Genomic DNA, 26,148 nt, shown 5'->3' with positions numbered 1-26,148 from the left:
GAACGAGATACTCGTCCAGCGAGAGGAATCATCGTGCCTTCGGACACCTTCGACCTTGCCTACGACGCGCTCCGCGCCCGCTGGCCCGCATCCACGCAGGGGCTTGACGTCGCAACGCCGTACGGAGGCACCCGTGTTCACGTGTACGGTCCGGCGGACGGTGAACCGCTGGTCCTGCTGCCGGGCGGCTCGGCCACGGGCCTTTCCTGGTTCGCCAACGCCGCCGCCCTCGGGACGCGCTACCGGCTCTACGCCGTTGACCTGCTGGGAGACGCCGGCCGAACCCAACGCAAGGGCACGGCACTCAAGAACACCGCCGACCTGACAGCCTGGCTGGACGCGGTCCTCGACGGCCTCCAGCTTGCCCGGACTCGTCTGTGCGGACACTCCTACGGCGCCTGGTTGGCCGCCACGTACGCCCTGCACGCACCCCAGCGCGTGGACCGCCTTGCCCTCGTCGACCCCACCCGGGTCTTCAGCGGATTCCGCCCGAGCTACCTTCTCCGCGCCCTGCCCTCGCTGGCCTTCCCGAGCCAGAGCCGGGCCCGTGCCTTCTTGGCCTGGGAAACCGAAGGAACCCACCCCGACGAAACCTGGCAGCGCCTCTACGCCCTGGCCTCCACCACGCCCGGCCGCAAGCTCGTCAACGGACCCGTCCCCGACACCAGCGCCCTCGGCGTGCCCGTTCTCGTTCTCCTCGCCCAACACAGCCGTGCCCACGACACCGCCAAAGCCGCAGCCCGAGCCCGCCGAACGCTCGCACAGGGCGAAGTGGTCGTACTGCCGCAAGCCACCCACCACTCCCTCCCGCACACCGCGCCGGAGGAGCTCAACAACCGGCTCCTCGCGTTCCTGAACTGACCACACCCCACCCCGGCCGAACGCCACGGCGCCACTGCCCCCACCGTGTGCGATCGATCGCCGAGCCTTGCCCGCCCAAGATCTCGCTTCCCTTGTCTGGTGGTCCTGGTGACTCGCCCAAGCGTCTGTCAGTGCGGTCTGAGAGCCTCCGGGCATGAGCTACGACCTTGCGGTCTGGGAAGGCGAGCGGCCGGAGAACGACAAGGCTGCCGGTCGAGTAATGACCGACTTGTACGACCACTACTTCGAGGGTGAGGAACTGGAGCCTCCGTCCGAGCTCATCGCGGCCTATGTGACAGCGCTTCTTGAGCGGTGGTGCGATGTGACCGGCGACGAGGAGGGGACGTCCCCCTGGTCGGTCGGTCCTCTGATCGGGGGTGCAAGCGGTCCTCTCCTCTACTTCGGGATGGGTTGGCACAGGGCCGAGGAGGCGTCCGCCTACGCGGCAGATCTGGCGAACGAGATGGGGCTGAACTGTTTCGACGTCCAGAAGGACTGCCTCAGGACCTGAGTGGTGTCGCCAATCACCGTCGGTCGATCAGGTCCGCCGCTATGCCCACGGCGGTGAGGAAGTTTCCGGCCTTGCTTTAGGGCGAATCCTGTGGATCAGGGGCGCCCAAAGCCCAGTTGGGACCCGACGTTAGGCTGCCGACATGACCTTAGAAGCCCAGCGTACCGAGGCGCCCGACTCATCAGAATCGTCCGTCACATTCATCAACGTCTTCGAGATCGATGCTGCCGAGCTCGACGAGTTCGTCGTGAAGTGGGAGCAGCGGGCCCTGCTCATGCGGGACAAGCCCGGCTTCATCGACTCCCGTATGCACAGGGCCCGTTCGTCCAGTTCCCGCTTCCAGCTCGTCAACGTCTCCCACTGGGAAAGCCAGGAGGCGTGGGAGGCCGCCACCGCCGACCCCGACTTCGCGTCGCGCACGCAGGCCGCACGAGAGCAGACCAGGCAGCCGATCACACCGAACCCCGCGGTGTACGACGTCGTCGTCGAACTCACCGCTCCTTAGTCGTCGTTTCAGTTGGTGCGTGGCGCGTGGTGCCGGTCATCATGGTCGTCGGCGGAAGAGCCGCTGCTGAGAGGACGGGTGCGGCAAGTGTCCGGAAGCGCGCAAACGGCTTTGACCGAGCTGTGGCAGCAGCACTGGCCCAACTGTCCTCCGGTCGGGTACAAGCTCCGCAATCCGTACCGGGATCTCTGGGTACGTTTCCACAGCCTGCCGGAGTCGAAGCGATACGCAGAGGACGAGAGCGAATACGCCGTCGTCCTGGAGCGGTACAACACTGTCCTCGATGAGTTGTTCGCCGGTGAGGACGTCTACGTGATCACCCCGGTCTGGGCGACCGAAGCCGAGGTTCCGCCGTTCCAGCCAGACGCCGGCTACTGGCAGACCCTGCTCGTGGAAGACGATCCAGACCCGGAGTTCCGCACCTACTGCCACCTTCTCGCCGCGCGCCGGCCCTGGCGATACGGCTGCCTCGACGAGCTGCTCCGTGACATCGCGGACGACAAGGTGGCGGGAGTCCTCGTCACCGACACCCAGATGCGACGCGTCTACCACCCCTACGACGGCGGCGCCGATGTCTTCCTCACCACGCCCGAGGAACGGGACCGGACGCGCGATCGGCATGCCGGCTGGCTTTCCAGCCACCCGTTGGGTCTCTGACGGGACGGGCTCACCACCACGCCAACAATCCGGATTCAGGTAGTCAGCCGACGGAAACAGATGCGCAGGGCCGCTATGCCGACGAAGGCGAAGAAGTGTTCGGCCTTGCGCTCATGGCGCTGGTGTAGTCGTCGGCAGCCGGCCAGCCAGGACGCGGCCTTCCAGCGCTTCTCCGCTCCCCGGTTTCAAAGCGCATCCGGCCATACCGTTCCTGCACGGAGTGTTCGCCTGCGAGACTGGGTCGCACGGGTGCGGCCGAAGGGTTGCAGCCGGTCAGTGCTCGTCCCGGCGTGCGAGCTGCCGCACCGCGTTCTCGCGCACGATCTCACTGTCGTCGTCGCACAACTTCTTGAGCGCTTCCTGGGCCTCTGAGCCTGGAATTGCGCCCAGTGCCCAGATCGCCTTCACCGCGAGCGCCCGGTTCTCGTCCCAGTCCAGGTGCTCGGGGACCCAGTGAGCCGCCAGAACCAGCGTCGGCACCGTTCTGGGCGAGCGGAGCCTGCCCAGCGTGGACACGATGTCCTCGTGCTCCCTGTGCCACGGGGCGGGGAACAGCTCGGTCAACGGCTCCAGGAGGCCCTCGGCCGAAGCGCCGGCGGCGCTGTGGACGATCAGCGCCCTCTCGACGTCGTCAGCGTCCCGGCGGTCCATGGCATCTGTCAGCAGCCGGACCGCCAAGGCCCCAGCGTCGGACTCGCCGAAGTGAGCGAGTACCTCGTGGATCGTGTGCGTCCGGCCTCTGCCCGGCACGAACACCAGGCCCGTGATCAGTGCCTGCTCCTCAGGTGTCACTCGCTGACCACCTCCCGTGTGAATGCCTCAGGTCTCGGGCGGAACCTAGCAAGGTCATGCAGCACACAGTGCGGCCGGCTTCGGCATTCCCTCACGCAGATGCGTCCCCTGCCTGGCCGGGCGTGAGGACGAATCACTACAAAGCCTGAAGTCCTGCCCAGGTCGAGTGCTGGTGACGGTCTACGGTCGACATCACAGATCTCCATGCGGGCGAAGGAGGAATCTTGGTCCAAAGTCGGGCCCTAGACATGCCTCCCGGAACTTGCGCGAGCGATATCCCAGGCCTGGTGGCCGCGTCGTGCGGCGTGGGTGCGGAAGTCGAAGAAGGCCAGGCCATCGACCGTGCACTCGGTGTCGATCTCCTGAAGCATCCAGCAGTGGTCGGAGTAGTCGTCGATGGCGACGCCGCCGGTTTCGAGGACGTGCGACAAGAGAGCACGGATCTCGGCCGTGCCATCGATATGGGTGGAGACGCCGACCAGAAGGCCCCAGGTCGGGCGATGGCCGAGCGCGGCGTCCACCAGGCGCACGTCCTCGCGAGTCCAGCTGGCGAACAGGTGACCGTCCGGCTCGTCCATGAGGTCGATGAAGAGCTTCCCGTCCGACCAGTAGCCGTCTTTGCCGGGCATCAGCCGGTCGAGCCGTGTGGCTGTCGCGCTCCAGTCTCCTGCTGGGAACACGTGGACGGTGCGCATGGGCGGAGCGTAGATGGTGGTGCAGGGCTGCGGCCAAGGAGTTTCGCCTCACCCGTGGGTGGACTCGCCCTCGACGGCAGAACGAGCGGCGAGTGCGCTCCGGAGAGGAAGCTGAGACTCACCACCGAGGTACCGCGTCGCTGCTGCCCTCGGCTCCACTGACGCTGCGGGGTGAGCAGCGGGAGCTGGGGCCGGAGAATAGGCGCGGACTGCTCGCCCAGTACCCGGATCCGTGCATGGGGCGATGCTGACCGCAGCCCTGTACGCCCAGCACGCCGGGCCGACGTCGGGAGGAGCGGCGGCGCTCCGTGGCGGTTGCGGGCCGCCCCGATGTCGTGGACCGCACCCGGCAGCGCGAGCGTGGCCGCTCCCCGTCGGCGGCGCCGTACTCGGCGCGAGCGTGCTCAGTTCTCGTGGCCCGCGCGCAGCCAGGCGATGTAGTCGGCTGCCGCGCGGTCGGTGTCGTACTCGGGGCGGTAGCCGGTGTCCGCCATGAGGCGGCCGATGTCGAGTACCAGGTGGGGTGCGCCGCCTCCTGTTTCGAGGTCGACCTGGGCGTCGGGGACCGTCTTCCTGATGGCCTGGCCGATCCGGGCGTTGGTGGTGGCCTGGCCGGAGCCGATGTTGTAGGTCCGGTGGCTGAGGGTGGGGGCGAGTTGGAGGAGGGCGATCGCCCGTCCGGTGTCCTTGACGTAGGTGAGGTCGAGTCCGTCTTCGGCGTACGCCGGGTGGAGCAGGTGGCCGAGGTCCGCGGTGGTGCCGCGGGCCGCGGCGTGGATCAGGGCGGGGGCGGCGAAGAAGGGGTCCAGGTGCCCGAGCGGACCCCAGGTGCCGGAGATGCGGTAGTTGACGATGTCGAGGACCGTGGTGTCGGCGAGGAAGCCGCCGAGCATCTCTCCGACCTTCTTGAAGGTGGGGATGGAGACGGCCGCGGTCATCGACAGCGGGGTGTCCTCGCGCAGCGGTGCGTCGTTCGTGGCGCCGACGTTCGTGGCGCCGAAGTAGACGCCGATCGTGCTCGCGATGCCGAGACGCCTGACGCCCCACTCCTGGGCGGCCTCGGCGATGTTCAGGAAGCCGCCGAGGGCGTTTCGGGTCGCCTGGACGGGCGCGTCGGGGACGGGCGGCCAGGGGTAGGAGCCGGCGAGGTGCACGATGCCGGTGATGTCGTGGCGTCGGCCGACGGCCAGAAGGGCCTCGCGGTCGGTGATGTCCGCCTGCTCGACCGGCACGGATGCTCCGGCCAGCACGGGCGGGAGCGCGCGGGCGCGGCGTTGGACGACGACGCAGTCCTCACCCAGGTCGAGCAGGGCGCGCACGGTGTGGGATCCGATGAAGCCGAGGCCTCCGGTGACGAGGATCATCAGGTGTCCTTGGGTCCAGGGGTGTCGATCGCCGGTGGTGGAGCGGTTGCTCACTTGCTCGTCAGCTCGCCCGGCGGGGCGGGCTCTGCCTCCAGCGCGGCGCCCGCCGTCTTCCAGGCGTCGTCGTCGCCCAGCAGCGCCTTGCGCAGGAACGCCGTGGTGAGGTGCTGGACGAGGGCGACACGCGCCGGGTTCTCGTCGGTGGTCTCGGCGATCTCGTATCCGGCGATGCCGCCGAGGGAATGCTCCGCGCCGTAGAGGGTGAGCAGGCTCTTGTCGGCGGGGCTGTGGGTGTACGGGTCGGTGAACCAGTCGGGTCCGCGCGTGGACAGGTGGGACTGGTCCCGGTCTCCGGCGACGATGAGGGCCGGGGCGGTCATCGTGTCGAACGACGGCCTCATGAAGGGGAAGTGCTCGGCGGCGAAGGGCGTCAGGTCGTCGCCCAGGCCCGTCAGCGCGAGGAGCACTCCTGCCGTGACCCGGGGGTCGGACAGGTCCTCGCCGGGTGCGCCGTCGGCGTTCAGGACGCGGGCGCCGAGCAGGGTGCTGACGGTCTGCGCTCCCCAGGAATGACCCGCGACGGCGATGCGGCTCGGGTCGACTCGCCCGGCAAGGCCGGGGACGGACGCCTCCAGGAGGTCGAGGTGGTCCAGTACGGACGTGATGTCCTCGATGCGATGGCGCCAGATGCGCGGGGTTCGCGGGTCCTGGGCCGGGATCCCGAGCCTCCGGGAGTCCAGGTGGGTGGGCTGGACGACCACGAAGCCGTGGGCTGCCCAGTGGTCGGCCAGCGGGGCGTAACCGTCCATCGACCAGCCGAAGCCGTGCGAGAAGACCACCACGGGCAGGTCTCCGCCCGTCGCGGGTGCGGACACGCGTACCTGGAGGTCTGCTCCCCGGCTGTCGGCGGCGGTGAGGCCGACCGGTTTCACGGAGACCACCGCGGCGGTCGCCTCCACGGGAGTCGGGGCGGCGGAGGCGGTCGGGGCGGTCGAGGCGTTCGGGTGGGACATGGGAGTGCCTTCCGATCGGAGTTCTCGCTCATCGGCGCCCCGGCGGCCGGAGATGTGCTGCGTCGCGGGGCCCGGGTGTGGCGGGAGCGGGTGGTGCTCAAGCGTTTCCGCGCCCGCATGAGGGGACGCGGACACGTCGAGCTGGCGGTCGGTTCGTCGGTCTGACATCATCAGATGAAACGGAACCTTGTTCCACTTACGATACGGAACAGCGTTCCGTTTTGCAAGGACATCACGAGAGGGAGTGCCGCGGTGAATGAGAGCAGTCCGCGCCAGGCGGGTTCGGCCGCGTCCAGGCGAAAGGACGCCCGCCGCAATCAGCAGACGCTGCTGGACGCGGCCGCCGCGGTCTTCGTGACCTCGGGCGTGGACGCGCCGGTACGCGAGATCGCCGCGAAGGCCGGGGTCGGACTCGGCACGTTCTACCGTCACTTCCCCAGCCGGGCCGACCTCGTCATCGCCGTCTACCGTCACCAGGTCGACACCTGCGCCGAAGCCGGACCGGCCCTGCTCGCGTCCGCCCCGACCCCGTTCGCCGCGCTCGAAGGCTGGGTCGACCTCTTCGTCGACTTCCTGGTCACGAAGCACGGCCTGGCGGCGGCGATGCAGGCCGACAGCGCCGGCTTCGAGACGCTGCACGCCTACTTCCTCGAACGCCTGCTGCCCGTGTGCACCGAACTCCTCCACGCCACGGTCGCCGCCGGCGAGACCAGCCCCGACCTCGACGCCTACACCCTCATGCGCGGCATCGGGAACCTCTGCATCGGTTCCGACACCGACCCCCGCTACGACCCGCGGCGTCTGGTCGCCCTCCTCCTCGCAGGGCTGCGCCGGTCCCGCTGACCTCGGTCGTGCGCGTCGGCGGAGGGCGTCCGCCGTACGCCTGTGAACGGGCTGGTCCAAGATCGCCGACGCGTGGCCTCCGGATCGCGAATCGGCGGGTCAGCGGGTCAGGAGGTCAGCGGGTCAGTGGGTCAACGGGTCAGCGGGCGATCGAGACCGCGAAGGGGACGAATCCGTTGGAGCGGATCACGTGGGGTACGAACAGGATCGCGGCCTCCGTCGCGCGGGCGGTCCCGATCCCGCCCAGGTCGGTGATCCACTCGTCGTGCCACCCGAGGTCGGTGAGGAGTTCCCGCACGGTCTGCTTGGCCCTGGCGTCGTCACCGGAGAGGAACACCGTGGGCGCCTGGGTGAGCATGGCCGGGGCGGTCATCACCGGGAAGAGCATGGTGTTGAGCGTCTTCACCACGTGCGTTTCGGGCAGCGCTTCCTGGAGCTGCTCCGCGAGGCTCGAGCCGGGGTAGAGCAGCTCGGCGGGCAGGCCGTCCGGCCCGTCGGTGGTGGCGTTGGCCACATCGAGGAGGAGGGTGCCGCGCAGTTCGTCGCGCAGAGCGGCGAGCCGCTCCAGGGAGCCGGCACCCGGGGTGGCGTTGATGACGATCCGGGCGCGTCGGGCGGCTTCGGCCGCGGCGCCCGGTGTGCTGTCCGCGACGGTCACGTCGTGCCCCGCACGGGTGAGAGCGGCGGCCAGGTTGCCGCCCACGCGGCCGTTTCCGAGTACGGCGATCGTGGTCATGAGGGTGCGACTCCTTGTCGTAGGTGCGGGCGAGGTACTGGATGGTCAGCGGGAGAGGGTGCTGACGGCCTGTGCGTGGACGCCGGGCGCGGCAGCCAGGAATCCGGCGCTCTGCGGGGTCCAGGGACGGCCGTCGGCGTCGGAGATCCGTCCGCCGGCCTCGGCGACGAGCAGTGCGCCGGGCAGAAGGTCCGCGCGGGCGCCGGCGAACTGCCAGAAGGCGTCGACCCGGCCGGCGGCCACGTCCAGCAGGTGCAGGGTCGCGGGGACGGCGACCCGGACGACGAGCGCGTCCGAGAGCATCGCAGTGATCGAGGAGCCGACGCGCCTCACCACGCCCTCGTCCTCGTCGGGCCGCGCCTGGCTGGTGGCCACGATCCCCAGGCCGAGGTCCGCGGTCCGGGAGACACGCAGCCGGCGGCCGTCGAGGTGGGCGCCCTCGCCGGCGAGCGCGGTGTAGGTCTGGCCGGTCAACGGCAGGTGGACCGCGGTGAGCACGGGCCGGTTGTCGCGTACGAGGGTGGCGGTGACCGCCCATTCGGGGAGCGCGTGCAGGTGGTTGACGTTGCCCTCGGCCGGGTCGACGACCCACCACTCGCCGGACGGCAGCGCACCGCCGACCAACTCGTCCTCCACCCAGCCGGCGCCGGGGCGCAGGCCGGTGAGGCGGGGGCGCAGGATGCGCAGGGCCGTGTCGTCGTTGGCGGCGAGCGCGTCCATCAGCTCGTCGCGGGACCGGTACGGAGCCACCTCGCCGAACCGCTCGCGCAGCGCCGCACCCGCCTCGCGCACGGCGTTCGCGGTCTCGGCGAGCAGCCCGGCGTCGGATGCGGAGACAGGGGCGGGGGCGGAGCCGGGCACGGCGGGGGCGGTGGTCTGGAGGGTTTCGGACATGGGTGTGCTCCCGTCTGAGCAGGGGTGGTTGAAGAGGCTCTCGGGCCAGGCCTTGTGGTGCGTCCTGCGCCGTGGTGACGACGCTACGCAGCCCCGGCATTAGCATCAAGTGCATGTCAAACACGGCTGGGATGACTGCCATGCAACTGGATCTGAACCTGCTCACCGCGCTCGACGCGCTGCTGGAGGAGGGCAGTGTGGCCGGGGCCGCCGCGCGTCTGCACGTCACCGCCCCCGCGATGAGCCGGAGCCTGGGGCGTATCCGGCGCACCACCGGGGACCAGATCCTGGTGCGCACCGGCCGCACCATGACGCCCACGCCCTACGCCGTCGCCATCCGCGCACAGGTCCACGACGTGCTCCGCCAGGTCCAGGGCCTCCTCGCCCCGAGCCGCGAGCTCGACCCGGCGACGCTGGAGCGCACCTTCACCCTCCGCTGGCACGACTCCCTGGTCGCCCTCCACGGCCCCGCGCTCCTCGGGGCCGTACGCGCCCAGGCTCCCGGCGTACGGTTGCGCTTCGTCACGGAGTCCAGCACCGACACCCCTGCGCTACGACGCGGCGAGGTCGACCTGGAGGCGAACGCGAACCGCCCCGGGGGATCGGACCTCCGTGCGGAGCAGGTGGGCGAGACCCGCCTGGTCGCCGTCGTGAGACAGGCGCACCCCCTCACCCGGCATCGGATCCTCACGGCGGATCACTACGCCGCCGCCGAACACGCGACCGTCTCCCGACGCGGGAACCTCAGCAACGCGATCGACGACGCCCTGGCCGCCATCGGGCTCACCCGCCGGGTGGTGGCGGCCGTCCCCACCGAGGCAGCCGCGTTGGCGTTCGCGCGCGTCACCGACCTGGTGATCAGCGTTCCCGAGATCACCACACGTACCGTTGCCACCGGCCTCGGCCTGGCCGTACTCCCCCTGCCGCTCGAACTGCCCTCGGCGCCGGTGTACCTGTCATGGCATCAGCGCCACGACACCGACCCCGCCCACGCCTGGCTGCGCGGACTCGCACGAGCCGCGCTGACCACTGACGCGACGCCGTAGCGGGTATGGCGCGGAGCAGGACGTACCGGCTCCGGGGTGCCCGGATGCCGGCGGTGAGACCTGCTGGTGGTGCAGACGGCGGTCGAGGAGCGTGATCAGCCCCCTACGCGTCCGGCCTGCACCTGACGGCCCTCGTTGGTGACGACCACGACGGGCACCCCTTCGGGGATTCGTCCCGCGAGATCGGCGAGGAGTGTCTCGACCGGAGGCAGGTCCCCCGGTGTTCGGACCTGGATGTAGAGGGTCCGCGACTGCGCGGTGACGTCGACGACGGATGCGCCGGGCGTCGCGGCGAGCCATTCCGTGGCGCTGTTCGATGCTCGCGTGGTCCACAGCTGGACGAGAACGTTGGCCGCGGTGTTCGCGACCAGCAGCACCCCCACCGCCGTGAACAGCAGGGCGAGCGCGATGTACGTCCTGCGCGCGGCGCCCGCCTCCTTCGCGTGGTCGGCCTTCGCGTAGCCCAGGCCGCCGAAGACCACCATGCCCGCGAAGACCAGCGCCAGCAGGTTGGACACGAACAGGACGAAGGACCCCAGGGCCAGCCACCAGGCCGTCTGCCCCAGGCAGACGCCGGTCACCACCAGCGGTGGTACGAGCGAGATGGCGATCGCTACTCCGGGGAGGACCGCGGCGACGTCCCGGCGGGACAGAGCCAGGGCCCCCGCGAAACCGGTGGCGAGCGCGGCCACGAGATCCATCAGGTCGGGTGAGGTGCGGCTGGAGATCTGGCTGTTCGACAGCAGGTCGTAGGAGGCGGGCAGCACCAGTGAGAACAGCGCTCCCAGGACGACGACCAGCAGCCCTCCGGCGGACACGAACAGGGTCGCTGTCGACCGCCGTCGCTGAACGGCGCCGAGGGCGATTCCCATGATCGGCGTCGACAGGGGTGCGATGATCATGGCCCCGATCACCGTGGCCGTCGAGTCCGTGAGCACTCCGCCGGCCGCGATGACGGCCGACAGGGACAGCATGGACCAGAACGCCGACTGCTTCGCACGGGTGTCCCCGGCCGACAGGTCCAGGTCCTCCTTCAGTTCCTCCAGCGTCCTTCGCTGGTGGTCGGGGAGCACACGGTCGCGGAGGCTGCTGAGCATTCCCACAGTCTTGCCCCCTGCGTCGCGGAGATCGTGAGAGGCACCCCGGCCGTCCCTCCAAGGGAGCACACGGTGCAGCGCGACCTCGGGATGCCCGTGGACCGGGGTCCGACCGTCTGACGGGTGCGTCACGGCCGTGCGGCCCGTGCGCGTCGCGGCGAGCGTCGCCCCAGGTGTCCCGTGCCTGCGGCAGCCTGGGCGGGCGAAGTCGTGCCCGCCGCCGCGGCCGGTGCTCGGGGCGCGCGGCAAGGTCCCGGAGGGGACGGCGGCGTCCGTCGTGGTCGTGACCGCGGGCGGCGCCGAACGCCCGTGCGGCGACGTCAACCGCCTGCGTACCGATCGTGGCCCGTCCGCCCCGGGCGGGGGCGAACGGGCCACGTGGTCGTACGCGTGGTCGTACCGGGTGGTTACTTCAGGCCGTTGCTGATCGCGTTCACGAGTTCACCGTCGACGGTGTCGCCGTTGAACTCCCAGAAGAACGCGCCGCCCAGACCCTGGCTCTTGGCCCAGGCCATCTTGGTGCCGACGGTCGCGGGGGTGTCGTAGCTCCACCAGTCGGTGCCGCAGTGCGCGTACGCGGTGCCGCCGACGGTGCCGGTGGCCGGGCAGCTGGTCTTCAGGACCTTGTAGTACTGGTTGCCCGGCTCGACGCCTGCCGCCGGGCCGGTCGCGGTGCCGCCGGGCGCGGACTGGGTGACGCCGGTCCAGCCGCGTCCGTAGAAGCCGATGCCGAGCAGCAGCTTGGAGGCGGGGACGCCCTTGGCCTTCAGCTTCGCGATCGCGTCGGCGGAGTTGAAGCCCTGCGCGGGGATGCCGGGGTAGGAGGTGAGCGGGGAGTGCGGGGCGGTCGGCCCCTGCGCGGCCCAGGTGCCGAAGTAGTCGTACGTCATCACGTCATACCAGTCGATGTACTGGGCGGCGCCGCCGTAGTCGGCCGCGTCGAGCCGGCCGCCGTTGGAGCCGTCGGCCGTGATGGCCGCGGTGAGCAGGCTGTTCGGGCCGAACGCGGTGCGCATGGCCTGCATCATGTTCTTGATCGAGGCCGGTCCGCTGGTGTCGCAGGTGAGACCGCAGGAGTTGGGGTACTCCCAGTCGAGGTCGATGCCGTCGAAGACGTCGGCCCAGCGCGGGTCCTCGACCAGGTCGTGGCAGGACTGGGCGAAGGCGGCGGGGTTCTGGACGGCCTGGCCGAAGCCGCCGGACCAGGTCCAGCCGCCGAACGACCACAGGACCTTGATGTGGGGGTACTGCGCCTTGAGCTTGCGCAGCTGGTTGAAGTGGCCCTTCAGCGGCTGGTCCCAGGTGTCGGCGACGCCGTCGACGGACTGGGCGGCGGTGTAGGCCTTCTGGTAGTCCTCGTACGGGTCGCCGATGGTGCACTTGCCGTTCTGCACGTTGCCGAAGGCGTAGTTGATGTGGGTGATCTTCGGGGCGGAGCCCGAGGCCACCAGGTTCTTCACCGTGTAGGAGCCCCAGTTGGTGAAGTAGCCCAGGTTGATCTTGCCGCTGCCGCCGGGGTTCTCACCGCCGCCGCCGCCGGTGGTGCGGACGGGCGTGGCGGCGGAGGCGGGGCCCGTCTGGTCGGCGGTGTCGCGGGCGATGACCGTGTAGCTGTAGTCGGTGCCGGCGCTCAGCCCCGTGTCGGTGTACGTGAGGCCGGCGACGGTGGCGACGGTGGTGCCGTTCCGCTTGACGTCGTAGTTCTTGACGCCCTTGTCGTCCGTGGCCGCGGCCCAGGACAGCTTCACCGAGGTGTCGGTGAGACCGCTCGCGGTGGGCGCTCCGGGGGCGGAGGGGACGCTGTCGCCGGGGGTGGTCGTCCCGTCGCAGGCGCCGCCGTTGAGCTTGCAGCCGGTGGGGGCTCCGGTGCCGCTGCCGTTGAAGCCGAAGGAGACCGAGGCGCCGGGGGCGAGGGTGCCGTTCCAGCCGAGGTTCTTGGCGGTGACGTGGTTCGCGGAGCTGGTGACGGTGGCGTCCCAGGCCGAGGTGACCTTGGTGCTCGCGGGGAAGTCCCACTCGACGGTCCAGGAGGTGAGCGTCGTGGTGCCGGTGTTCTTCACCGTCCACTTGCCCTCGAAGCCCGAACCCCAGTCCGAGGCCTTGGTGTAGACGGCGGTGGCGGAGGCCGCGGCCTCCGCCGGGGCGGCGAGGCCGACCATGGCCGCCAGCGGGAGGAGCAGCGCGGTGGCACCCGCGAAGGTCCTGGACCGCAGGTTCGGGAGGATGCTCGAAGCCGATCGGGTGCGGCGCCGCCGCGTGGGGGTACTCAAGGAATCTCCTCGTGTGAGGTCCGGCAGGCAGGGCTGTCCCCTGGCCTGTCAACGCCACGTGTCCCTGAGTGCGTGGTGTCTCTGCTCGGCACCCACCGCAGCGTCCCCGCGACCCTAGAAAGGACTAGACCAACCGTCAAGAGGTCCAGACCAAACTGCCCTCGATCGCCACCCGACCGCACCTACCGCTCCGCCCCCGACTCGCGGCCACCCGGGCCTGCTCCGCAACTACCGCGGATCAGCAGCTCGTTGACTGCCGACGCGCCGCCACTCGGGGGTGCCCACACCCGACACCTTCCTGCGCGCCGGGGGGCGCAAGGAAGCGTGGGGGGCGTATTCAGGTAGAAGATCAATTCGAGTGCGCCCCTCCGGGTGACGGGTCCTGGTTCAAGATCTTCTGGTTGTTAGCGTCCTTGTCATGACGCACCCCCTGCCGTCCGGCCTGCCGGACCGCCTCTCCCTGCCCGGCCCCCGTCAGGCCGGGGAATCGTTTCGTCCGGTGCTCCTGGACGCGTCGCTGCCGGCCGACGCAGCGGCCCTGGCCGAACTGCGGGACTCCAACCGTCTGCGCGAGCTGCACGACCGCATCGAGGATCAGATCGAAGAACTCCTGGGCTGCCTGAGGCCCCATGACCCCTTCGGCGGCCGCTCCCGCGCCCGCGCGGTCGCCGACGTCCTCGGTTCCCGTCCCGACATCTACGGCAGGTGGGCCTGGTACCCGTGGTCCGGGCGCCTGGTCCACGTTCTGCCGGAATCCGCGTTCCGGCTGGTACGCACCGACCGCAACAGGGACAAGATCACGCGCGAGGAGCAGCAGGGACTGCTGCTGCGGCGGATCGGCGTCATCGGGTTGTCGGTCGGCAGCAGCGCGGCCCTGACCTGCGCCATGGAAGGTGTCGGCGGAGCCTTCAGGCTGGCGGACTTCGACCGGCTCGGCCTGTCGAACCTCAACCGGCTGCGCGCCGGGGTCCACGACGTCGGTGTGGAGAAGAGCGTGCTCTGCGCGCGCCGCATGTACGAACTCGACCCCTACCTGGACATCGAGGTCCTCCGCGGCGGCATCACCGAGGACACCCTCGGCGACTTCTTCGGCGACGGGCGGGACGAACAGGGGCTGGACCTGCTCATCGAGGAGTGCGACACCCCCTGGGTGAAGGTCGCCGCCCGCGAGCAGGCGCGCGCACGCAGGATCCCCGTCCTCATGGACACCAACGACCGGGGTGTGCTGGACGTCGAGCGGTTCGACCTCGAACCAGGACGTCCGCTCTTCCACGGCCGTACCGGAGCCGTCACCGCCGCCGACGTACGGGATCTGGACCGCGACGCGGCCCTGCGCCTCCTCCTCGACATCGTCGACGAGAGCACGCTGAGTCCCGCGATGAGCGACGCCCTGACTCGCGTCGGCCGCACGCTCTCCAGCTGGCCGCAGCTCGCCAGCGGGGTCATGCTCGGCGCCGCCCTCGTCACCGACGCCGCCCGCCGCATCCTCCTCGGCCGAGCGCTCCCCTCGGGCCGCCACTGCCTCGACCTCCAGGAACTCGTCGCCGCCCCCGCCGAACCCGTCTCCCACGGAGCAGGTCGGTGAACCGGGTCCCCGAACTCCGCGGCGAGCATCTGTGGCTGCGGGAGCTGCGCGCCGGCGACCACGACCCGTTCGCGCGGATCCTCACCCACCGCGTCCTCACGCGCTACCTGGGCATCGAGCGGATGGATCCCGGGCAGGCGCACGACGCCTTCGCCCAAGCCCTGGCCCAGCCCCACACCCACCCGCGCCGCACGTACACCCTGGCGGTCTGCGCCCCCGGCGACGACACCCTGGTCGGGACCATGGGACTCCTCGTCGAGGACTACGGCAGCAACGCGATGCTCACCAGCCTGGTCCTGCTGCCCGGCGCCCCGGTACGCGGCCACGGGCACGAAGCCGGCCGGCTCCTCATGGCCTACGGCTTCGGCCACCTGGGTCTGCACCGCATCTGGGCCGGCCACCGCAGCGACCACCACCACATGCCGAAGCTGATGCACGCCGCGGGCCTGCGCCCCGAAGCCACGCTGCGCGAACTCTTCCGCACCCAGGGCTGCTGGCACGACGTCACCACGTACGCCGCCGTCGCCCCCGAGTGGAAACGCCAGGCCGGCAGCAGGGAACTGGCCGTCCTCGACGGCAGCCCCCGGCTCGACCGGGTCTGATCCCCCGGCGAGCGCTGTTCCGTCACAGCTGGGGCGTATCTGTCACGGCCGACGCATGGGCGGGCCGATGGAGGGCAGCCGGGCCTGGACCGTTCATGTGCGTCGACTCGACGCCTCTCGCTGGGGGTTGTGCTGTGAGGATGTTGCTGCCCGGTTCGATGAGAGATGCGGCCGTCGTCGCCGCGGCGGGCGCCCTGCTGGTCACCGGGGCCGCGTCGCCGGCCTCGTCCGTCACGACGCCTCCTTCGTCGGCGGCTGCCATGTACTCGGACGCGACGTTCGGCTACCGAGCCACTCCGGGCTACGACAGCTTCGTGCCGACCGCCACGGCCAGGCCACCGTACAAGAAGCTGTGGTCGCGCGACTTCGGCTCGGTGGTGTCCGCACCCGTGGCGGTGGGAGGCCGGGTGTTCGCGGTCGTCAACGCCGACCCGGCGGACCCGGGAGATGCGGGTGGTCCCCGGATGGAGCTGGTCGGGCTCGACGCGGCCACGGGCAAGGCCCTGTGGCCGCAGAGGTTCCTGACCCGCCTGCCCGGCGCGACCGTGACCTTCGGCGGCGGGCTCCTCTACACCCAGACGCTCAGTGGCCAGGTGCGCGCCTGGGATCCGGCCAGTGGGACCCTGAAGTGGACCGTCGACCTCGGCAACGGCTTCTGCCAGTACCCGCCGACCTGGTACCGCGGCGTCCTCTACACGCAGGACGGGCGCGGCAGGGCCGTGGCCCTGACCGGCGAGAACGGCCGGCGGCTGTGGGAGACACCGCTGGTGGAGAACGGCTGGGCTCCCGTCGTCGTCGACGAGGTGGGGGTCTGGATCGGGTTCGACAACCTCGCCTACCAGCTCCTGGACCGGGCCACCGGCAAGGAGCTGCGCCGGTTCGACGTTCCCGACATGTCGGGAGGGGGCAAGAACCCCGTCGCGCTGGGAGCCGGGGCCCTGTGGCTGCGCAACGATCTCGGCGACGACTCCGACGCCGTGGCCTACGACCGCCGGACGGGAGACGTCCTGCGCCGCCTGCCCGCCGACGCCACGCCCGCCTTCGGCGCGAACCGCGTGTACATCGCCAACCGTGGGGTCGTACGGGCCCTCGACACCACGGCCGGATACGCCACACGATGGACCTACACCAGCCCCCGGCAGGCGGCCACCGTCCGTCTGGTCGCCGGCGGCCACGTCTACGTACAGGACGGCACCGGAGAACTCGTCGTCCTCGACGAGAAGACCGGAGCCAAGGTGTGGTCCTACCGCCTCAGCGCCGAGCCGCACCCGACGGCGAACGTCGTCGCGGAGACGGACTGGCAAGGCTGGACGGTCCCCGGCCTCGCCACGGCCCAGGGCCGGCTCTTCGCCCCCGCCCAGAACGGCACCCTGATCGCTTTCGGCCCTGCCTGACCGGCCCGCCCGCGGGGAGGCACCGGACCGTCGCGGACCGAAACCCGGCGTGAGGGCCGCGGCGGCATCCGCACCGCTTCCCCATGGGCGGAGTGTCAGGTCAGCGGGGGGACACGGACGAGCAGCAGGGCCGTGTCGTCGACCGCGTGGCCTCCCGCGTGCTCGGCGACCTCCCGCCACAGGCGGTCGAGGGTTTCGGAGGCGGTGGCACCACGGGTCGCGGCCAAGGACGCGGCGAGGCGCTCGTCTCCGAAGAACGGCCCCTTGTCGCGGTCGCGGGCCTCGGTGACGCCGTCGGTGTAGAGCAGCAGGGCGTCGCCCGGCTCCAGGCGGAAGGAGGTGACGGCGTGCTGGTCGCGGGACGCGGGCAGCAGCGGGCTGAGGAGCCTTCCGGCCGCGTGGAGTTCCTCCACCCGGCCGTCCGCCCGGCGGATGAGGGCCGGGAGATGGCCGGCGCTGGCGTAGCGGCCGGCGAGCCCTTCGGAGTCGGGACGGAAGACGGCCAGGGCGGCGGTGAGGAACCGATCGCTGATCTGCTGGTCGACCATCGCCTCGTGCAGGCGGTGCAGCACCGTGGCGGGATCGCTGTGCTGGGTGGCCTCGGTGCGCACGGTGTAGCGGGCCAGCGCGGTGACCTTCGCGGCCTCGATGCCCTTGCCGCTGACGTCTCCCATCACCGCGCACCAGTCGAGGCCGCGCGTGTGGAACAGGTCGTAGAAGTCGCCGACCACCTCGACCCCGGCCGCACCGGTGGCGTCGGCCGGCAGATGCACCGCGGCCACGTCCATGCCGGGCGCCTTCGGCAGCCGGGGCGGCAGAAGGCTGTCCTGCAAGGTGCGGGCGAGCGCCGCCGACGCCTCACCGCGGGCGCGGGCCTGGCGCAGGGCATGGCGCAGGGCGATCTCGGACGACACCGACCTCGCCAGGGTCCGCAGGGCCTGCGACTGGACGGGCGTGAAGGGGCGGGCGTTCCGGTCGACCACGCAGAACCCGCCGAGCACGTGCCCGTCCGGTGAGAACACCGGGTACCCCGCCCACGCCCCGATGCCCAGGGAGCCGACGGCGCCGAGGTCCCTGATCCGGGGGTCATCGGCGGCGTCCTCGGCGATCAGCTCCCGGCCGGTGCCGATCAGGATGTGGCAGGGGCTGTCCCGTATGTCGTTCTCCCGTCCGGCCGCGGGGTCCATGCCCAAGGCCGTCTTCCAGAACGAGCGCCGGCCGTCGGCGACGGTGAAGAACGCCTTCTGCGCTCCGGTGATCGCGAGAGCGAGCTGCGCGAGGTCGTCGAACGTGCCTTCCGGCGCGGTGTCCAGCAGGCCGGTGTCCGCGACCGCGGCCAGCCGCGCCGGATCGAACACGGCCGGCGGCAGCTCACCGGCCGGGCGGGAGGTCTCTGTTGCCATCACGGGGTCATCCGTCCCAAGGCCGTCTGCCCCGGACCGGATGCCCTGGTGTCAAGTGACCTGACAGTGAGAGTACGTGGTCCCCCGCCGCCCGCCGAGCGCGGTCGCGTCCGCGGCCTTCCGCCAGCGCCCGGCCCGGCAGGACCACGGCGTCGTACGGGAGACGGCTAACCTCCGTCGGTCTTCTGGAAGGTCAGCAGGAGGTCCGCCGCCACGCTGACGGCGATCGTCGCGGGTTCCTTTCCGGTGATGTCGGGGAGGCCGATCGGCGTTTTGATCCGGTCGATCACGGCCTCGTCGTGACCGCCCTCCTTCGCCAGGCGCTGCCGGAAGCGGGCCCACTTGGCCGCGGAGCCGATCAGGCCGATCGAGCCGAGGTCGGGGGTCCGCAGGGCCGCGTCGCACAGGGCGGCGTCCTCGGCGTGGTCGTGCGTCGCGATCAGCACGTGCGTACCGGGGGCGAGTTCTTCGAGCACCTCCTCGGGCAGCAGCGGGGTGTGGTGGACGTGGACCTGTGCCACGGCGTCGTCGAGGACGGCGAGCCGTTCCGCGAGGAGCATGTCGGGACGGGTGTCGACCAGGTGCAGGTCCAGGTCGTGCCGGGCCAGGATGCGGGCGAGCTCGAGGCCGACGTGGCCGACGCCGAAGACGGCCACCGCGGGCCGTACGGGCAGCGGTTCCAGGAGGACGGTGACCGTGCCGCCGCAGCACTGGACCCCGTGGCGGCCGGTGACCTTGTCGTTGAGGGCGAACTCCATCAGCTCCGGCTCCGCCCACGGCGTGTCGATCAGTTCGCGGGCCCGGTCGATGGCGACGGCCTCGATGTTGCCACCGCCGATGGAGCCCCAGGCGTCCGTCCGGCCGACCACGAGTTTGGCGCCGGCCTTGCGGGGGGCGTGGCCGCGCACGGTCGCGACGGTCACGAGGACGCCGGCCTCCCGGCGCCCCCGCAACCGCGCGACCGCGGCGATCCAGGTCATGTCAGGCATGACTCAGGGGGTTCGCTTCCGCGGCACCCTCGGCTTCCGGCGCGCCCGTCACGCCCGGTACGGACTCCGAAGCGCCCGCCACGGTATCCGGCCCGCCCGACGCCGCCGCTCCCGGTGCTCCCGAGGCCTCGGGGGCCTTCGCCGTTCCCGTATCCCCCGGCGTCTCGATGACGCGTACGCCGCCCTGCCCGTCGCCGTCCTGCCCGCCCTCACGGGCCGACTCGACGGCCCAGTAGACCGCCTCCGGGGTCGCCGGGCTGGCGAGGTGGACGCTGATGCCGGCCGGGCCGAACGCCGCGGCGGCCTGGCGCAGCGCCTCGCGGACCGAGAAGGCCAGCATGAGCGGAGGCTCGCCCACGGCCTTGGAGCCGTACACGGCGCCTTCCTCGGTGGCGTTCTCCAGCAGCCTGACGTGGAACTCCTCCGGCATCTCCGAGAAGCTCGGCAGCTTGTACGTGCTCGCGGCCTGGGTCAGCAGCCGGCCGCGGTGCGGGCCGTCGCCGGTGTCCCAGCGGAGGTCCTCCAGCGTCAGCCAGCCGGCGCCCTGCACGAAGCCGCCCTCGATCTGTCCGATGTCGATCATCGGGGAGAGGCTCTCGCCGACGTCGTGGACGATGTCCACGCGCCGGATGCGGTACGCGCCGGTGAAGCCGTCCACCTCGGTCGCGGCCGCGCCGTGGGCGAAGTACTTGAACGGGGAGCCGCGGAAGGAGGCGGCGTCCCAGTGCAGGCCCTCGGTCCGGTAGTAGCCGGCCGCCGACAGCTGCACCCGCTGGAAGTAGGCCGTGCGCACCAGGTCGTCCCAGGCGAGTTCCTCCTCGCCGCCCAGGGCGCGCGCGACGCCGTCGACGAGACGCACGTCGGAGTCGTGGACGCCGAGCCGGGTGGCCGCCACGCGCAGCAGCCGCGCGCGCAGCTGCTCGCAGGCGTTCTTGATCGCCCCGCCGTTGAGGTCGGTGCCGGCGCTGGCCGCGGTCGCCGAGGTGTTGGGCACCTTGTCGGTACGCGTGGGGGCCAGCCGGACCTTGTGCAGCGGAATGCCCAGTGTGGTCGCGGCGACCTGGAGCATCTTGGTGTGCAGGCCCTGACCCATCTCCGTGCCGCCGTGGTTGATCAGGACGGAGCCGTCCTTGTAGATCAACACCAGCGCGCCGCCCTGGTTGAAGGCGGTGAGGTTGAACGAGATGCCGAACTTGATGCCGGTGATCGCGAGGGCCCGCTTGGTGTGCGGGTGCGTGGCGTTGAAGGCCTCGATCGCGCGCCTGCGGTCGGCGAAGCGGGCGTCTTCCCGCACCTGCCGCCAGACTTCGGCGATGCGCTCGGCCTGGGTGACCGGCTGGCCGTACGGGGTCGTCTGCCCCTGGCCCGGCCGGTAGAAGTTGCGTTCCCGGAGCTCCGCCGGGTCGAGGCCGAGGAGCGGGGCGCAGCGGCCGAGGATGTCCTCGATCACCAGCATGCCCTGGGGGCCTCCGAAGCCGCGGAAGGCGGTGTTGGAGACCGTGTTGGTCCTGGCCACGCGACCGGCGACGCGGGCGTGGGGGATCCAGTAGGTGTTGTCGATGTGGCACAGCGCGCGGGCCAGGACCGGTTCGGACAGGTCCAGGCTCCAGCCGCCGTCCGCCACCAGGGTGGCGTCCAGGGCCTGGATGCGGCCCTCGGCATCGAAGCCGATCTTCCAGGTGGCGTGGAAGCCGTGGCGCTTGCCGGACATGGTGAGGTCCTGGGTCCGGTTGAGCCGGAAGCGGACGGGCCGGCCGGTCAGCTTGGCGCCGAGCGCGGCCACGGCCGCGAAGCCGTGCGGCTGCATCTCCTTGCCGCCGAAGCCGCCGCCCATGCGCAGGCACTGCACGGTGACCTCGTGGGCGGGTACGCCGAGCACGTGCGAGACGATCTCCTGCGTCTCCGAGGGGTGCTGGGTGCTGCTCTGGACGAAGACCTGCTCGTTCTCGTCGATGAGCGCCAGCGCCGCGTGGGTCTCCAGGTAGAAGTGCTCCTGTCCGGCGAACTGGAACTCTCCGCTGAAGACGTGTGCGGAGTCCGCGAAGCCGGCGTCGATGTCGCCGGTCTCCATGAGCGGCCGGGCTCCGTGGTAGCTGTCGGCCTCGATGGCCTCCCGCAGGGTGATCAGGGCGGGCTTCTCGTCGAGTTCCACCTCGACGGCCGCGGCTCCGAGCCGGGCCGCCTCCAGGGTCTCGCCGAGCACCCAGGCCACGGCGTGGCCGTGGAACATGACCTCGTCGGGGAAGAGCGGCTCGTCGTGCTTCATGCCGGCGTCGTTGACTCCGGGGACGTCGGCGCCGGTGAGGACGCGGACGACGCCGGGGACGGCGAGGGCGGGCCCGGTCCTGAGCGCGGTGATCCGGCCGCGGGCCTTCATGACCTGGACGGGGTAGGCGTGCAGGACGTCCTTGGTGCGGTGCACCAGGTCGTCGGTGTAGAGCGCCGTGCCGGTGACGTGCTGGTGGGCGCTCTCGTGGGGCATGGAGACGCCGACCAGCGCCTTCTCGGGACGCTCGGAGAGATGACTCATGACGACACCGCCTCGGTGGTCTGGGCGTACAGCTTGGACAGGCTCCGGCCGAGCATCGCGGAGCGGTAGAGGGCGCTGGCCCGGTGGTCGTCCATCGGCGTCCCCTCCCCGCGCAGCACGCGGGCGGCGGCCTCGACGGTCTCCGGAGTCCAGGGCCGGCCCTCCAGGGCGGCCTCGGTCGCGAGGGCGCGGATCGGGGTGGCGGCGACGCCGCCGAGGCCGATCCTGGCCTTACGGACGACGCCTTCCGCGGCGTCGATGTCGAGCGCGAAGGCGACGGCGACGCTGGAGATGTCGTCGAAGCGGCGCTTGGCGATCTTGTGGAAGGCCGTGACGGGCGCGAGCGGCAGCGGGACGCGCACCGCGCGGATCAGCTCGTCGGGGCGGCGCACGCTCCGGCGGTATCCGGTGAAGTACTCCCCCAGCGGGACCTCGCGTTCGCCGTCGGCGTCGGCGAGGACCAGGGACGCCTCCAGCGCGAGCAGCACCGGCGGGCTGTCGCCGATCGGGGAGCCGGTGCCCAGGTTGCCGCCGAGGGTGGCGCCGTTGCGGATCAGTCGGGAGGCGAACTGCGGGAAGAGCGCTGCCAGCAGGGGCACTTCGCCGTCCAGGCGACGCTCGATCTCGGTGAGCGTGAGTCCGGCACCGATCTCGATGTGGTCGGACGCGAGGCGCAGGGAGCGCAGTTCGGGCAGGCGGTCGACGGCGACGACGCAACGCTCGCGGCGGGAGCGGATGTTCACCTCCACGCCGAAGTCGGTGCTGCCGGCGACCGGTACGGCATCGGGGCGCTCCCGCAGGAGGCGGAGCGCCTCGGCGAGGGTCGCCGGCCGCAGGAAGGTGCTGTCGTCCGTGGTGTAGCGGGTGACGGCGGGCTCCGGCGGGGCCTGGTCGCGGCGCCGCGCCAGCGGGTCCTCCGGGGCGGGCTCCCCGACGGCGAACGCGGCGTCGCGGATCGGGCGGTAGCCGGTGCAGCGACAGAGGTTGCCGCTGAGCGCGTGCAGGTCGAAGCCGTTGGGGCCGTGCTCGGCGTCGGTGCCGGAGCCGGGGCAGCGGGCGTCCGTGTCGGTGCCGAGGCCGGTGCCCTGGGCGGCGTCCGCGGCCTCCGGCCCGTCGTGCGGGCCTCGGCCGGGGCGGTAGTACTCGGCCGCCATGCTGCACACGAATCCCGGGGTGCAGTAGCCGCACTGGGAGCCGCCGCGGACCGCCATCTCCTCCTGCACCGGGTGCAGCGTGGGCGGCGTGCCGGGCTCTCCGGGGGTGGCGAGGCCTTCGGCGGTGACGACCTCCTGGCCGTCGAGCGCCGCGACCGGGACGAGACAGGCGTTGACGGCGACCCAGTCGGTGGGCTTGTGGACGCCGGGCCGGGCCACCAGGACCGAACAGGCGCCGCACTCGCCTTCGGCGCAGCCCTCCTTGGTGCCGGTGAGGCCGCGCTCACGGAGGAAGTCGAGGACCGTGGTGTGGGCCGGGGCCGGAGCGATCGGCGTCTGGAGCCCGTTGACGGTGATCCGCGCCTCGGTCACGACGGCTCCTCGCTTCGGTGCAGGGGTGTGGGCAGGGGAAGGGTCACCATGTCTGGCCTTCTGTCGCGGTGCGCGGCGGGAGACGGCGCGCAGTGGGAGAACCGTCCCGGGCGCGCGTCGGATGCACACGACGACACGCCGCGGGGAACGGTGAAGTCACAGGGAAGTCGGAGGGGAAGGGGTCGGCGGCGCCACGACGGGGCCGCCGGAACGGCGGCGCGTCAGCAGCCGTGCGCCACCCGACCCGGGACCCAGGCGGCCCGGTGAGCGAGGCGATTCAGGTCGGAGAAGATCGACATCCGCCCTCGCCCCCTTTCCGTACTCACGAGTCGGTGCGCACGAAACTATGGCTCCGCGGCGCATCGGTCAAGGAGCGTTTCCCGCAGCCCCTACCGGTCGCGGCTCACGTCCCCACGGCGTCTGCCAGGCGGTTCGGGACTCGATCCGGGCAGACGCCAGGGCAGGCGGGCGAAGTCGACGCAGCAGCGTGGCAGTGGATCGGCCACGCCCGGCCTGACACCAGGCGCCGGTCGCCCTCGCGTCGGGAGTGGCGCGAGGGCGACCGCGGCGGGCTAGGGCCGCTCCGCCGTCACCAGCCACGCCGTGCTCACCAGGCGGACCGTGCCGTCGTCCGTCTCGTGAGCACGGAGGTGGTCGGTGAGGGCGGCACGGGCGCGCACGCGCGCGGGCTCGTCGACGTCGTCCATCAGGTGGCGGCCCGGGCCGGTGGCCAGCAGGAAGTCCGCCGCGTCGACGGCGTCGACGCCCCATGTGCCGTACGCCTGGCTCTCCTCGATCGCGATGCCGGTGAAGCCGGCGGCGGCGAGGACCGTGCGGACGCGGTCGGGGGCGGCGAGGGAGAACATGCCCGGGAGGCCGGGGCGCCCGAAGTCGCCGACGGGCAGGATGCCGCGCAGCGAGGTCATGGCGGTCACCCAGTCGTTGCGCTCGGGGTCGGCGGGACAGACGAGGGCGAGTCGTCCGCCGGTCCGCAGGGCGCGGCCGATGTTGGTGAAGGCGGCCTCGGGGTCGGTGAAGAACATGGTGCCGTAGCGGCTGATCGCCGCGTCGAACGGGCCTTGTGTGCTGCGCTCGAAGGAGTGAGTCTGGGCGTCGCCGCGGGTGAAGGCGACGTTGCGGATGCCGTCGTGGGCGGCGCGGGCGCGCGCCTGGGCGAGCATCGGAGCGGAGAGGTCGAGGCCGAGGGCGTGGCCGTGCGGGGCTCGGAGGGCGGCGAGGCGGGTGGTGCGGCCGGCTCCGCAGCCGACGTCGAGGATGCGGTGGTCGCCGGTGATGCGCGCGGCGTCGAGCAGAGGCGTGTTGAAGCCGTCGTTGACGGCGTTCCAGCGGTCCTTGTGGCGAGCCCAGTGGGCACCCTCGGGGCCGTTCCATGCCTGGTCCTGCTCGGTGTTGGCGAGGGTGGTCACGGTTTCCTCCATGGGTGATGCGCGGCCGGCGCAGGGCGGACGAGAAGGGGTGTCGACAAGAACGGGCACGCGCCCATTCTTGCCGCGCCACAGTATGGGCGTGTGCCCATATGGGCAATCCCGTTTACGATCGGCCTGTCGGACAAGCTGGGTACGAGGAGAGGACGGCCAGCCGATGTCACCGCGTGGAGTGGCGACGCCGGACGTGCGCGAGCGGTTGTTCGCGGCGGCCGAGCGGGTCGTGGACCGAGAGGGACCGGGTGCGCTGACCAGCCGTTCCGTGACGACCGAGGCGGGCTGCGCGAAAGGGCTGCTGCACACCCACTTCGCGGGGTTCGACCCGTTCGTGGCCGAGCTGTGCCTCGACCGCTTCGCCCGCACGGCCGCCACGGCCCAGCACCTGGCCGGGCAGGCCGGCCACGGCACGGTCACGGGGAACCTCGACATCGTCGTACGCGCGCTCTTCGACTCCGGCGGCCCGGCCCTCTCGGGCCTCGCCATGGCCCGTCCGGCCGCCGCGCTCCAGGTCCGCGAGGCGCTGGAGGGCGGCGCGCCCGGCTTCACGGCGATCCAGGAGGCCGTGGCCGACTACCTGGAAGCCGAGCGCCGGCTCGGCCGCGTCCCGGCCACCGTCGACCCGCCCATCGCGGCCCTCGCCCTGATCGGCACGAGCCACCACCTCCTGATGACGACCTGGCCGGACTCCCCCGACCCGCGCCCGGCCGTACGGAGACTGATGACCGCGCTGATCGGACAGAACGACTGAGGCCGACGCGGCAGAAGCCCAGGACACCGCGGTCCGACGCGCGCGGATCGGACCGACCGACTTGGCCGCGTTCGGAGAGCCGCTCCCCCGACCCGGATCCAGCGGGGCAGGCCGTCCGGTTGAATGGCGGGGTGGGCAGACGACGCGGAACGAAGAACGAGCGGGCTCCTTTCGGCATACCCGTGGAGATCGTCCTGATCCCCGGCCAGGACGCGTGGGCCTACAGGTTCATCGCCGACGACGGGGGCGGCGGGTGCGGCAAAGTCCGCGTGCCCGCCGACACAGCCCCCGACGCCGTGCAGGACGCGGTCGTCACCCCGCTGGCAGACCTCACTCGCACCTGGCACGGCGTGGAGATCGAGGTCGCCTGGTCGCCCCTCGCGACAGGCGCATGGGCCGGCCGGATCCGCCCCGCAGCGACCGCCGAATCCGTGAGAGCCGATGGCGGCCCCGGGATTTCCTGACGTCGGCTCCGAGAGGAGCCTGCGCCTGCCGGCGGCGCCGTCCACCCTGACAGGCAGGGGGAAGCCGCAGTTCTGCACACGTGGGCCGCGAAGCGCTCCCGCGTGCGTCGGAATCGTCGCCCGCCGCACCGGACGACCGGTGTGGGCTCAGCGCCGGCGAACACCGGGCCCTCGAAGG

General features: G+C 71.5%; 24 protein-coding genes. 11 read left to right on the top strand and 13 right to left on the bottom strand.

All coding sequences use genetic code 11. The features are described from left to right. Positions 1-33: 33 nt before the first annotated feature. From ACY0MR_RS35710 to ACY0MR_RS35695, 4 genes are all read left to right on the top strand, one after another. Positions 34-861: an alpha/beta fold hydrolase gene (locus ACY0MR_RS35710; RefSeq protein WP_403311569.1), complete on the top strand. Its 828-nt coding sequence runs from the start codon at positions 34-36 to the stop codon at positions 859-861. A gap of 154 nt (positions 862-1,015) precedes the next feature. Beyond that, positions 1,016-1,372, top strand: coding sequence for a hypothetical protein (locus tag ACY0MR_RS35705; protein WP_473557835.1), 357 nt, complete (start codon positions 1,016-1,018; stop codon positions 1,370-1,372). A 142-nt stretch (positions 1,373-1,514) separates the two neighbouring features. Continuing rightward, complete coding sequence (locus ACY0MR_RS35700) at positions 1,515-1,877, top strand: antibiotic biosynthesis monooxygenase family protein (RefSeq protein WP_473557833.1); 363 nt, start codon at positions 1,515-1,517, stop codon at positions 1,875-1,877. 87 nt (positions 1,878-1,964) lie between these two features. Next, the gene (locus tag ACY0MR_RS35695) at positions 1,965-2,534 is read left to right on the top strand and encodes a DUF3885 domain-containing protein (protein ID WP_473557830.1); all 570 of its coding nucleotides are present in this window, start codon (positions 1,965-1,967) and stop codon (positions 2,532-2,534) included. A gap of 273 nt (positions 2,535-2,807) precedes the next feature. Here ACY0MR_RS35695 and ACY0MR_RS35690 read toward each other — a convergent pair whose 3' ends face one another. The 4 genes from ACY0MR_RS35690 to ACY0MR_RS35675 all read right to left on the bottom strand — a co-directional run bounded on the left by ACY0MR_RS35690 (position 2,808) and on the right by ACY0MR_RS35675 (position 6,398). Then, positions 2,808-3,326, bottom strand: coding sequence for a HEAT repeat domain-containing protein (locus tag ACY0MR_RS35690; protein ID WP_473557828.1), 519 nt, complete (start codon positions 3,324-3,326; stop codon positions 2,808-2,810). A 242-nt stretch (positions 3,327-3,568) separates the two neighbouring features. Beyond that, positions 3,569-4,021, bottom strand: coding sequence for a hypothetical protein (locus tag ACY0MR_RS35685; RefSeq protein ID WP_473557826.1), 453 nt, complete (start codon positions 4,019-4,021; stop codon positions 3,569-3,571). 404 nt (positions 4,022-4,425) lie between these two features. Next, positions 4,426-5,385, bottom strand: a complete 960-nt coding sequence (locus tag ACY0MR_RS35680; RefSeq protein ID WP_473557823.1) for an NAD-dependent epimerase/dehydratase family protein — start codon at positions 5,383-5,385, stop codon at positions 4,426-4,428. 50 nt (positions 5,386-5,435) lie between these two features. Next, on the bottom strand, positions 5,436-6,398 hold the full coding sequence (locus ACY0MR_RS35675) for an alpha/beta hydrolase family protein (protein WP_473557821.1): 963 nt from the start codon (positions 6,396-6,398) through the stop codon (positions 5,436-5,438). Between the two features lie 252 nt (positions 6,399-6,650). On the opposite strand from ACY0MR_RS35675, the gene ACY0MR_RS35670 reads away from it, so the two are divergent. Continuing rightward, a complete protein-coding gene (locus ACY0MR_RS35670) occupies positions 6,651-7,241 on the top strand; it encodes a TetR/AcrR family transcriptional regulator (protein ID WP_473557820.1) in 591 nt (196 codons plus the stop codon). 139 nt (positions 7,242-7,380) lie between these two features. Here the strand turns inward: ACY0MR_RS35670 and ACY0MR_RS35665 are convergent, their stop codons facing one another. After that, the gene (locus tag ACY0MR_RS35665) at positions 7,381-7,977 is read right to left on the bottom strand and encodes an NADPH-dependent F420 reductase (protein ID WP_473557817.1); all 597 of its coding nucleotides are present in this window, start codon (positions 7,975-7,977) and stop codon (positions 7,381-7,383) included. 45 nt (positions 7,978-8,022) lie between these two features. Further along, entirely contained in the window at positions 8,023-8,871 is an 849-nt protein-coding gene (locus tag ACY0MR_RS35660; RefSeq protein ID WP_473557815.1) for an inositol monophosphatase family protein, read from the bottom strand. A 140-nt stretch (positions 8,872-9,011) separates the two neighbouring features. Here ACY0MR_RS35660 and ACY0MR_RS35655 point away from each other — a divergent pair, with 140 nt between their 5' ends. Then, positions 9,012-9,917: a LysR family transcriptional regulator gene (locus ACY0MR_RS35655; protein WP_473557813.1), complete on the top strand. Its 906-nt coding sequence runs from the start codon at positions 9,012-9,014 to the stop codon at positions 9,915-9,917. Between the two features lie 95 nt (positions 9,918-10,012). Here the strand turns inward: ACY0MR_RS35655 and ACY0MR_RS35650 are convergent, their stop codons facing one another. Together ACY0MR_RS35650 and ACY0MR_RS35645 are read right to left on the bottom strand one after the other, a co-directional pair. Continuing rightward, the gene (locus ACY0MR_RS35650) at positions 10,013-11,014 is read right to left on the bottom strand and encodes a TIGR00341 family protein (protein ID WP_473557811.1); all 1,002 of its coding nucleotides are present in this window, start codon (positions 11,012-11,014) and stop codon (positions 10,013-10,015) included. A 407-nt stretch (positions 11,015-11,421) separates the two neighbouring features. Next, positions 11,422-13,284 (bottom strand): glycosyl hydrolase family 18 protein, encoded by a 1,863-nt coding sequence (locus ACY0MR_RS35645; RefSeq protein ID WP_473557809.1) that lies wholly within the window; start codon positions 13,282-13,284, stop codon positions 11,422-11,424. 418 nt (positions 13,285-13,702) lie between these two features. Between ACY0MR_RS35645 and ACY0MR_RS35640 the strand changes: the two genes are divergently transcribed. From ACY0MR_RS35640 to ACY0MR_RS35630, 3 genes are all read left to right on the top strand, one after another. Then, on the top strand, positions 13,703-14,869 hold the full coding sequence (locus ACY0MR_RS35640) for a ThiF family adenylyltransferase (RefSeq protein WP_473557807.1): 1,167 nt from the start codon (positions 13,703-13,705) through the stop codon (positions 14,867-14,869). Beyond that, the gene (locus ACY0MR_RS35635) at positions 14,866-15,471 is read left to right on the top strand and encodes a GNAT family N-acetyltransferase (RefSeq protein ID WP_473557804.1); all 606 of its coding nucleotides are present in this window, start codon (positions 14,866-14,868) and stop codon (positions 15,469-15,471) included. The genes ACY0MR_RS35640 and ACY0MR_RS35635 overlap by 4 nt, the downstream gene beginning before the upstream one ends. Before the next feature lie 158 nt (positions 15,472-15,629). Then, positions 15,630-16,865, top strand: coding sequence for an outer membrane protein assembly factor BamB family protein (locus tag ACY0MR_RS35630; RefSeq protein WP_392867201.1), 1,236 nt, complete (start codon positions 15,630-15,632; stop codon positions 16,863-16,865). 95 nt (positions 16,866-16,960) lie between these two features. On the opposite strand, the gene ACY0MR_RS35625 is transcribed toward ACY0MR_RS35630, so the two are convergent. The 5 genes from ACY0MR_RS35625 to ACY0MR_RS35605 all read right to left on the bottom strand — a co-directional run bounded on the left by ACY0MR_RS35625 (position 16,961) and on the right by ACY0MR_RS35605 (position 24,752). Continuing rightward, positions 16,961-18,268 (bottom strand): PP2C family protein-serine/threonine phosphatase, encoded by a 1,308-nt coding sequence (locus tag ACY0MR_RS35625; protein WP_473557801.1) that lies wholly within the window; start codon positions 18,266-18,268, stop codon positions 16,961-16,963. A 167-nt stretch (positions 18,269-18,435) separates the two neighbouring features. Then, a complete protein-coding gene (gene xdhC, locus ACY0MR_RS35620) occupies positions 18,436-19,248 on the bottom strand; it encodes a xanthine dehydrogenase accessory protein XdhC (RefSeq protein ID WP_388804176.1) in 813 nt (270 codons plus the stop codon). A 1-nt stretch (position 19,249) separates the two neighbouring features. Beyond that, positions 19,250-21,787 carry a xanthine dehydrogenase molybdopterin binding subunit gene (xdhB, locus tag ACY0MR_RS35615; protein WP_473557798.1) on the bottom strand — a complete coding sequence of 846 codons (2,538 nt, stop codon included), beginning with the start codon at positions 21,785-21,787 and terminating at the stop codon, positions 19,250-19,252. Then, the gene (locus ACY0MR_RS35610) at positions 21,784-23,313 is read right to left on the bottom strand and encodes a xanthine dehydrogenase small subunit (protein WP_392867193.1); all 1,530 of its coding nucleotides are present in this window, start codon (positions 23,311-23,313) and stop codon (positions 21,784-21,786) included. Before ACY0MR_RS35610 ends, xdhB begins: the two co-directional genes overlap by 4 nt. Positions 23,314-23,885: 572 nt before the next feature. After that, the gene (locus tag ACY0MR_RS35605) at positions 23,886-24,752 is read right to left on the bottom strand and encodes a class I SAM-dependent methyltransferase (protein WP_473557795.1); all 867 of its coding nucleotides are present in this window, start codon (positions 24,750-24,752) and stop codon (positions 23,886-23,888) included. 163 nt (positions 24,753-24,915) lie between these two features. Here ACY0MR_RS35605 and ACY0MR_RS35600 point away from each other — a divergent pair, with 163 nt between their 5' ends. Together ACY0MR_RS35600 and ACY0MR_RS35595 are read left to right on the top strand one after the other, a co-directional pair. Further along, positions 24,916-25,506 (top strand): TetR/AcrR family transcriptional regulator, encoded by a 591-nt coding sequence (locus ACY0MR_RS35600; RefSeq protein WP_473557792.1) that lies wholly within the window; start codon positions 24,916-24,918, stop codon positions 25,504-25,506. Between the two features lie 182 nt (positions 25,507-25,688). After that, on the top strand, positions 25,689-25,970 hold the full coding sequence (locus ACY0MR_RS35595) for a hypothetical protein (RefSeq protein ID WP_473557790.1): 282 nt from the start codon (positions 25,689-25,691) through the stop codon (positions 25,968-25,970). Positions 25,971-26,148: the final 178 nt, after the last annotated feature.

This window comes from Streptomyces sp. JN8, from assembly GCF_055808075.1.
Note: the sequence above shows the minus strand (reverse complement) of the source record. Positions and strands in the feature narration are given on the sequence as shown.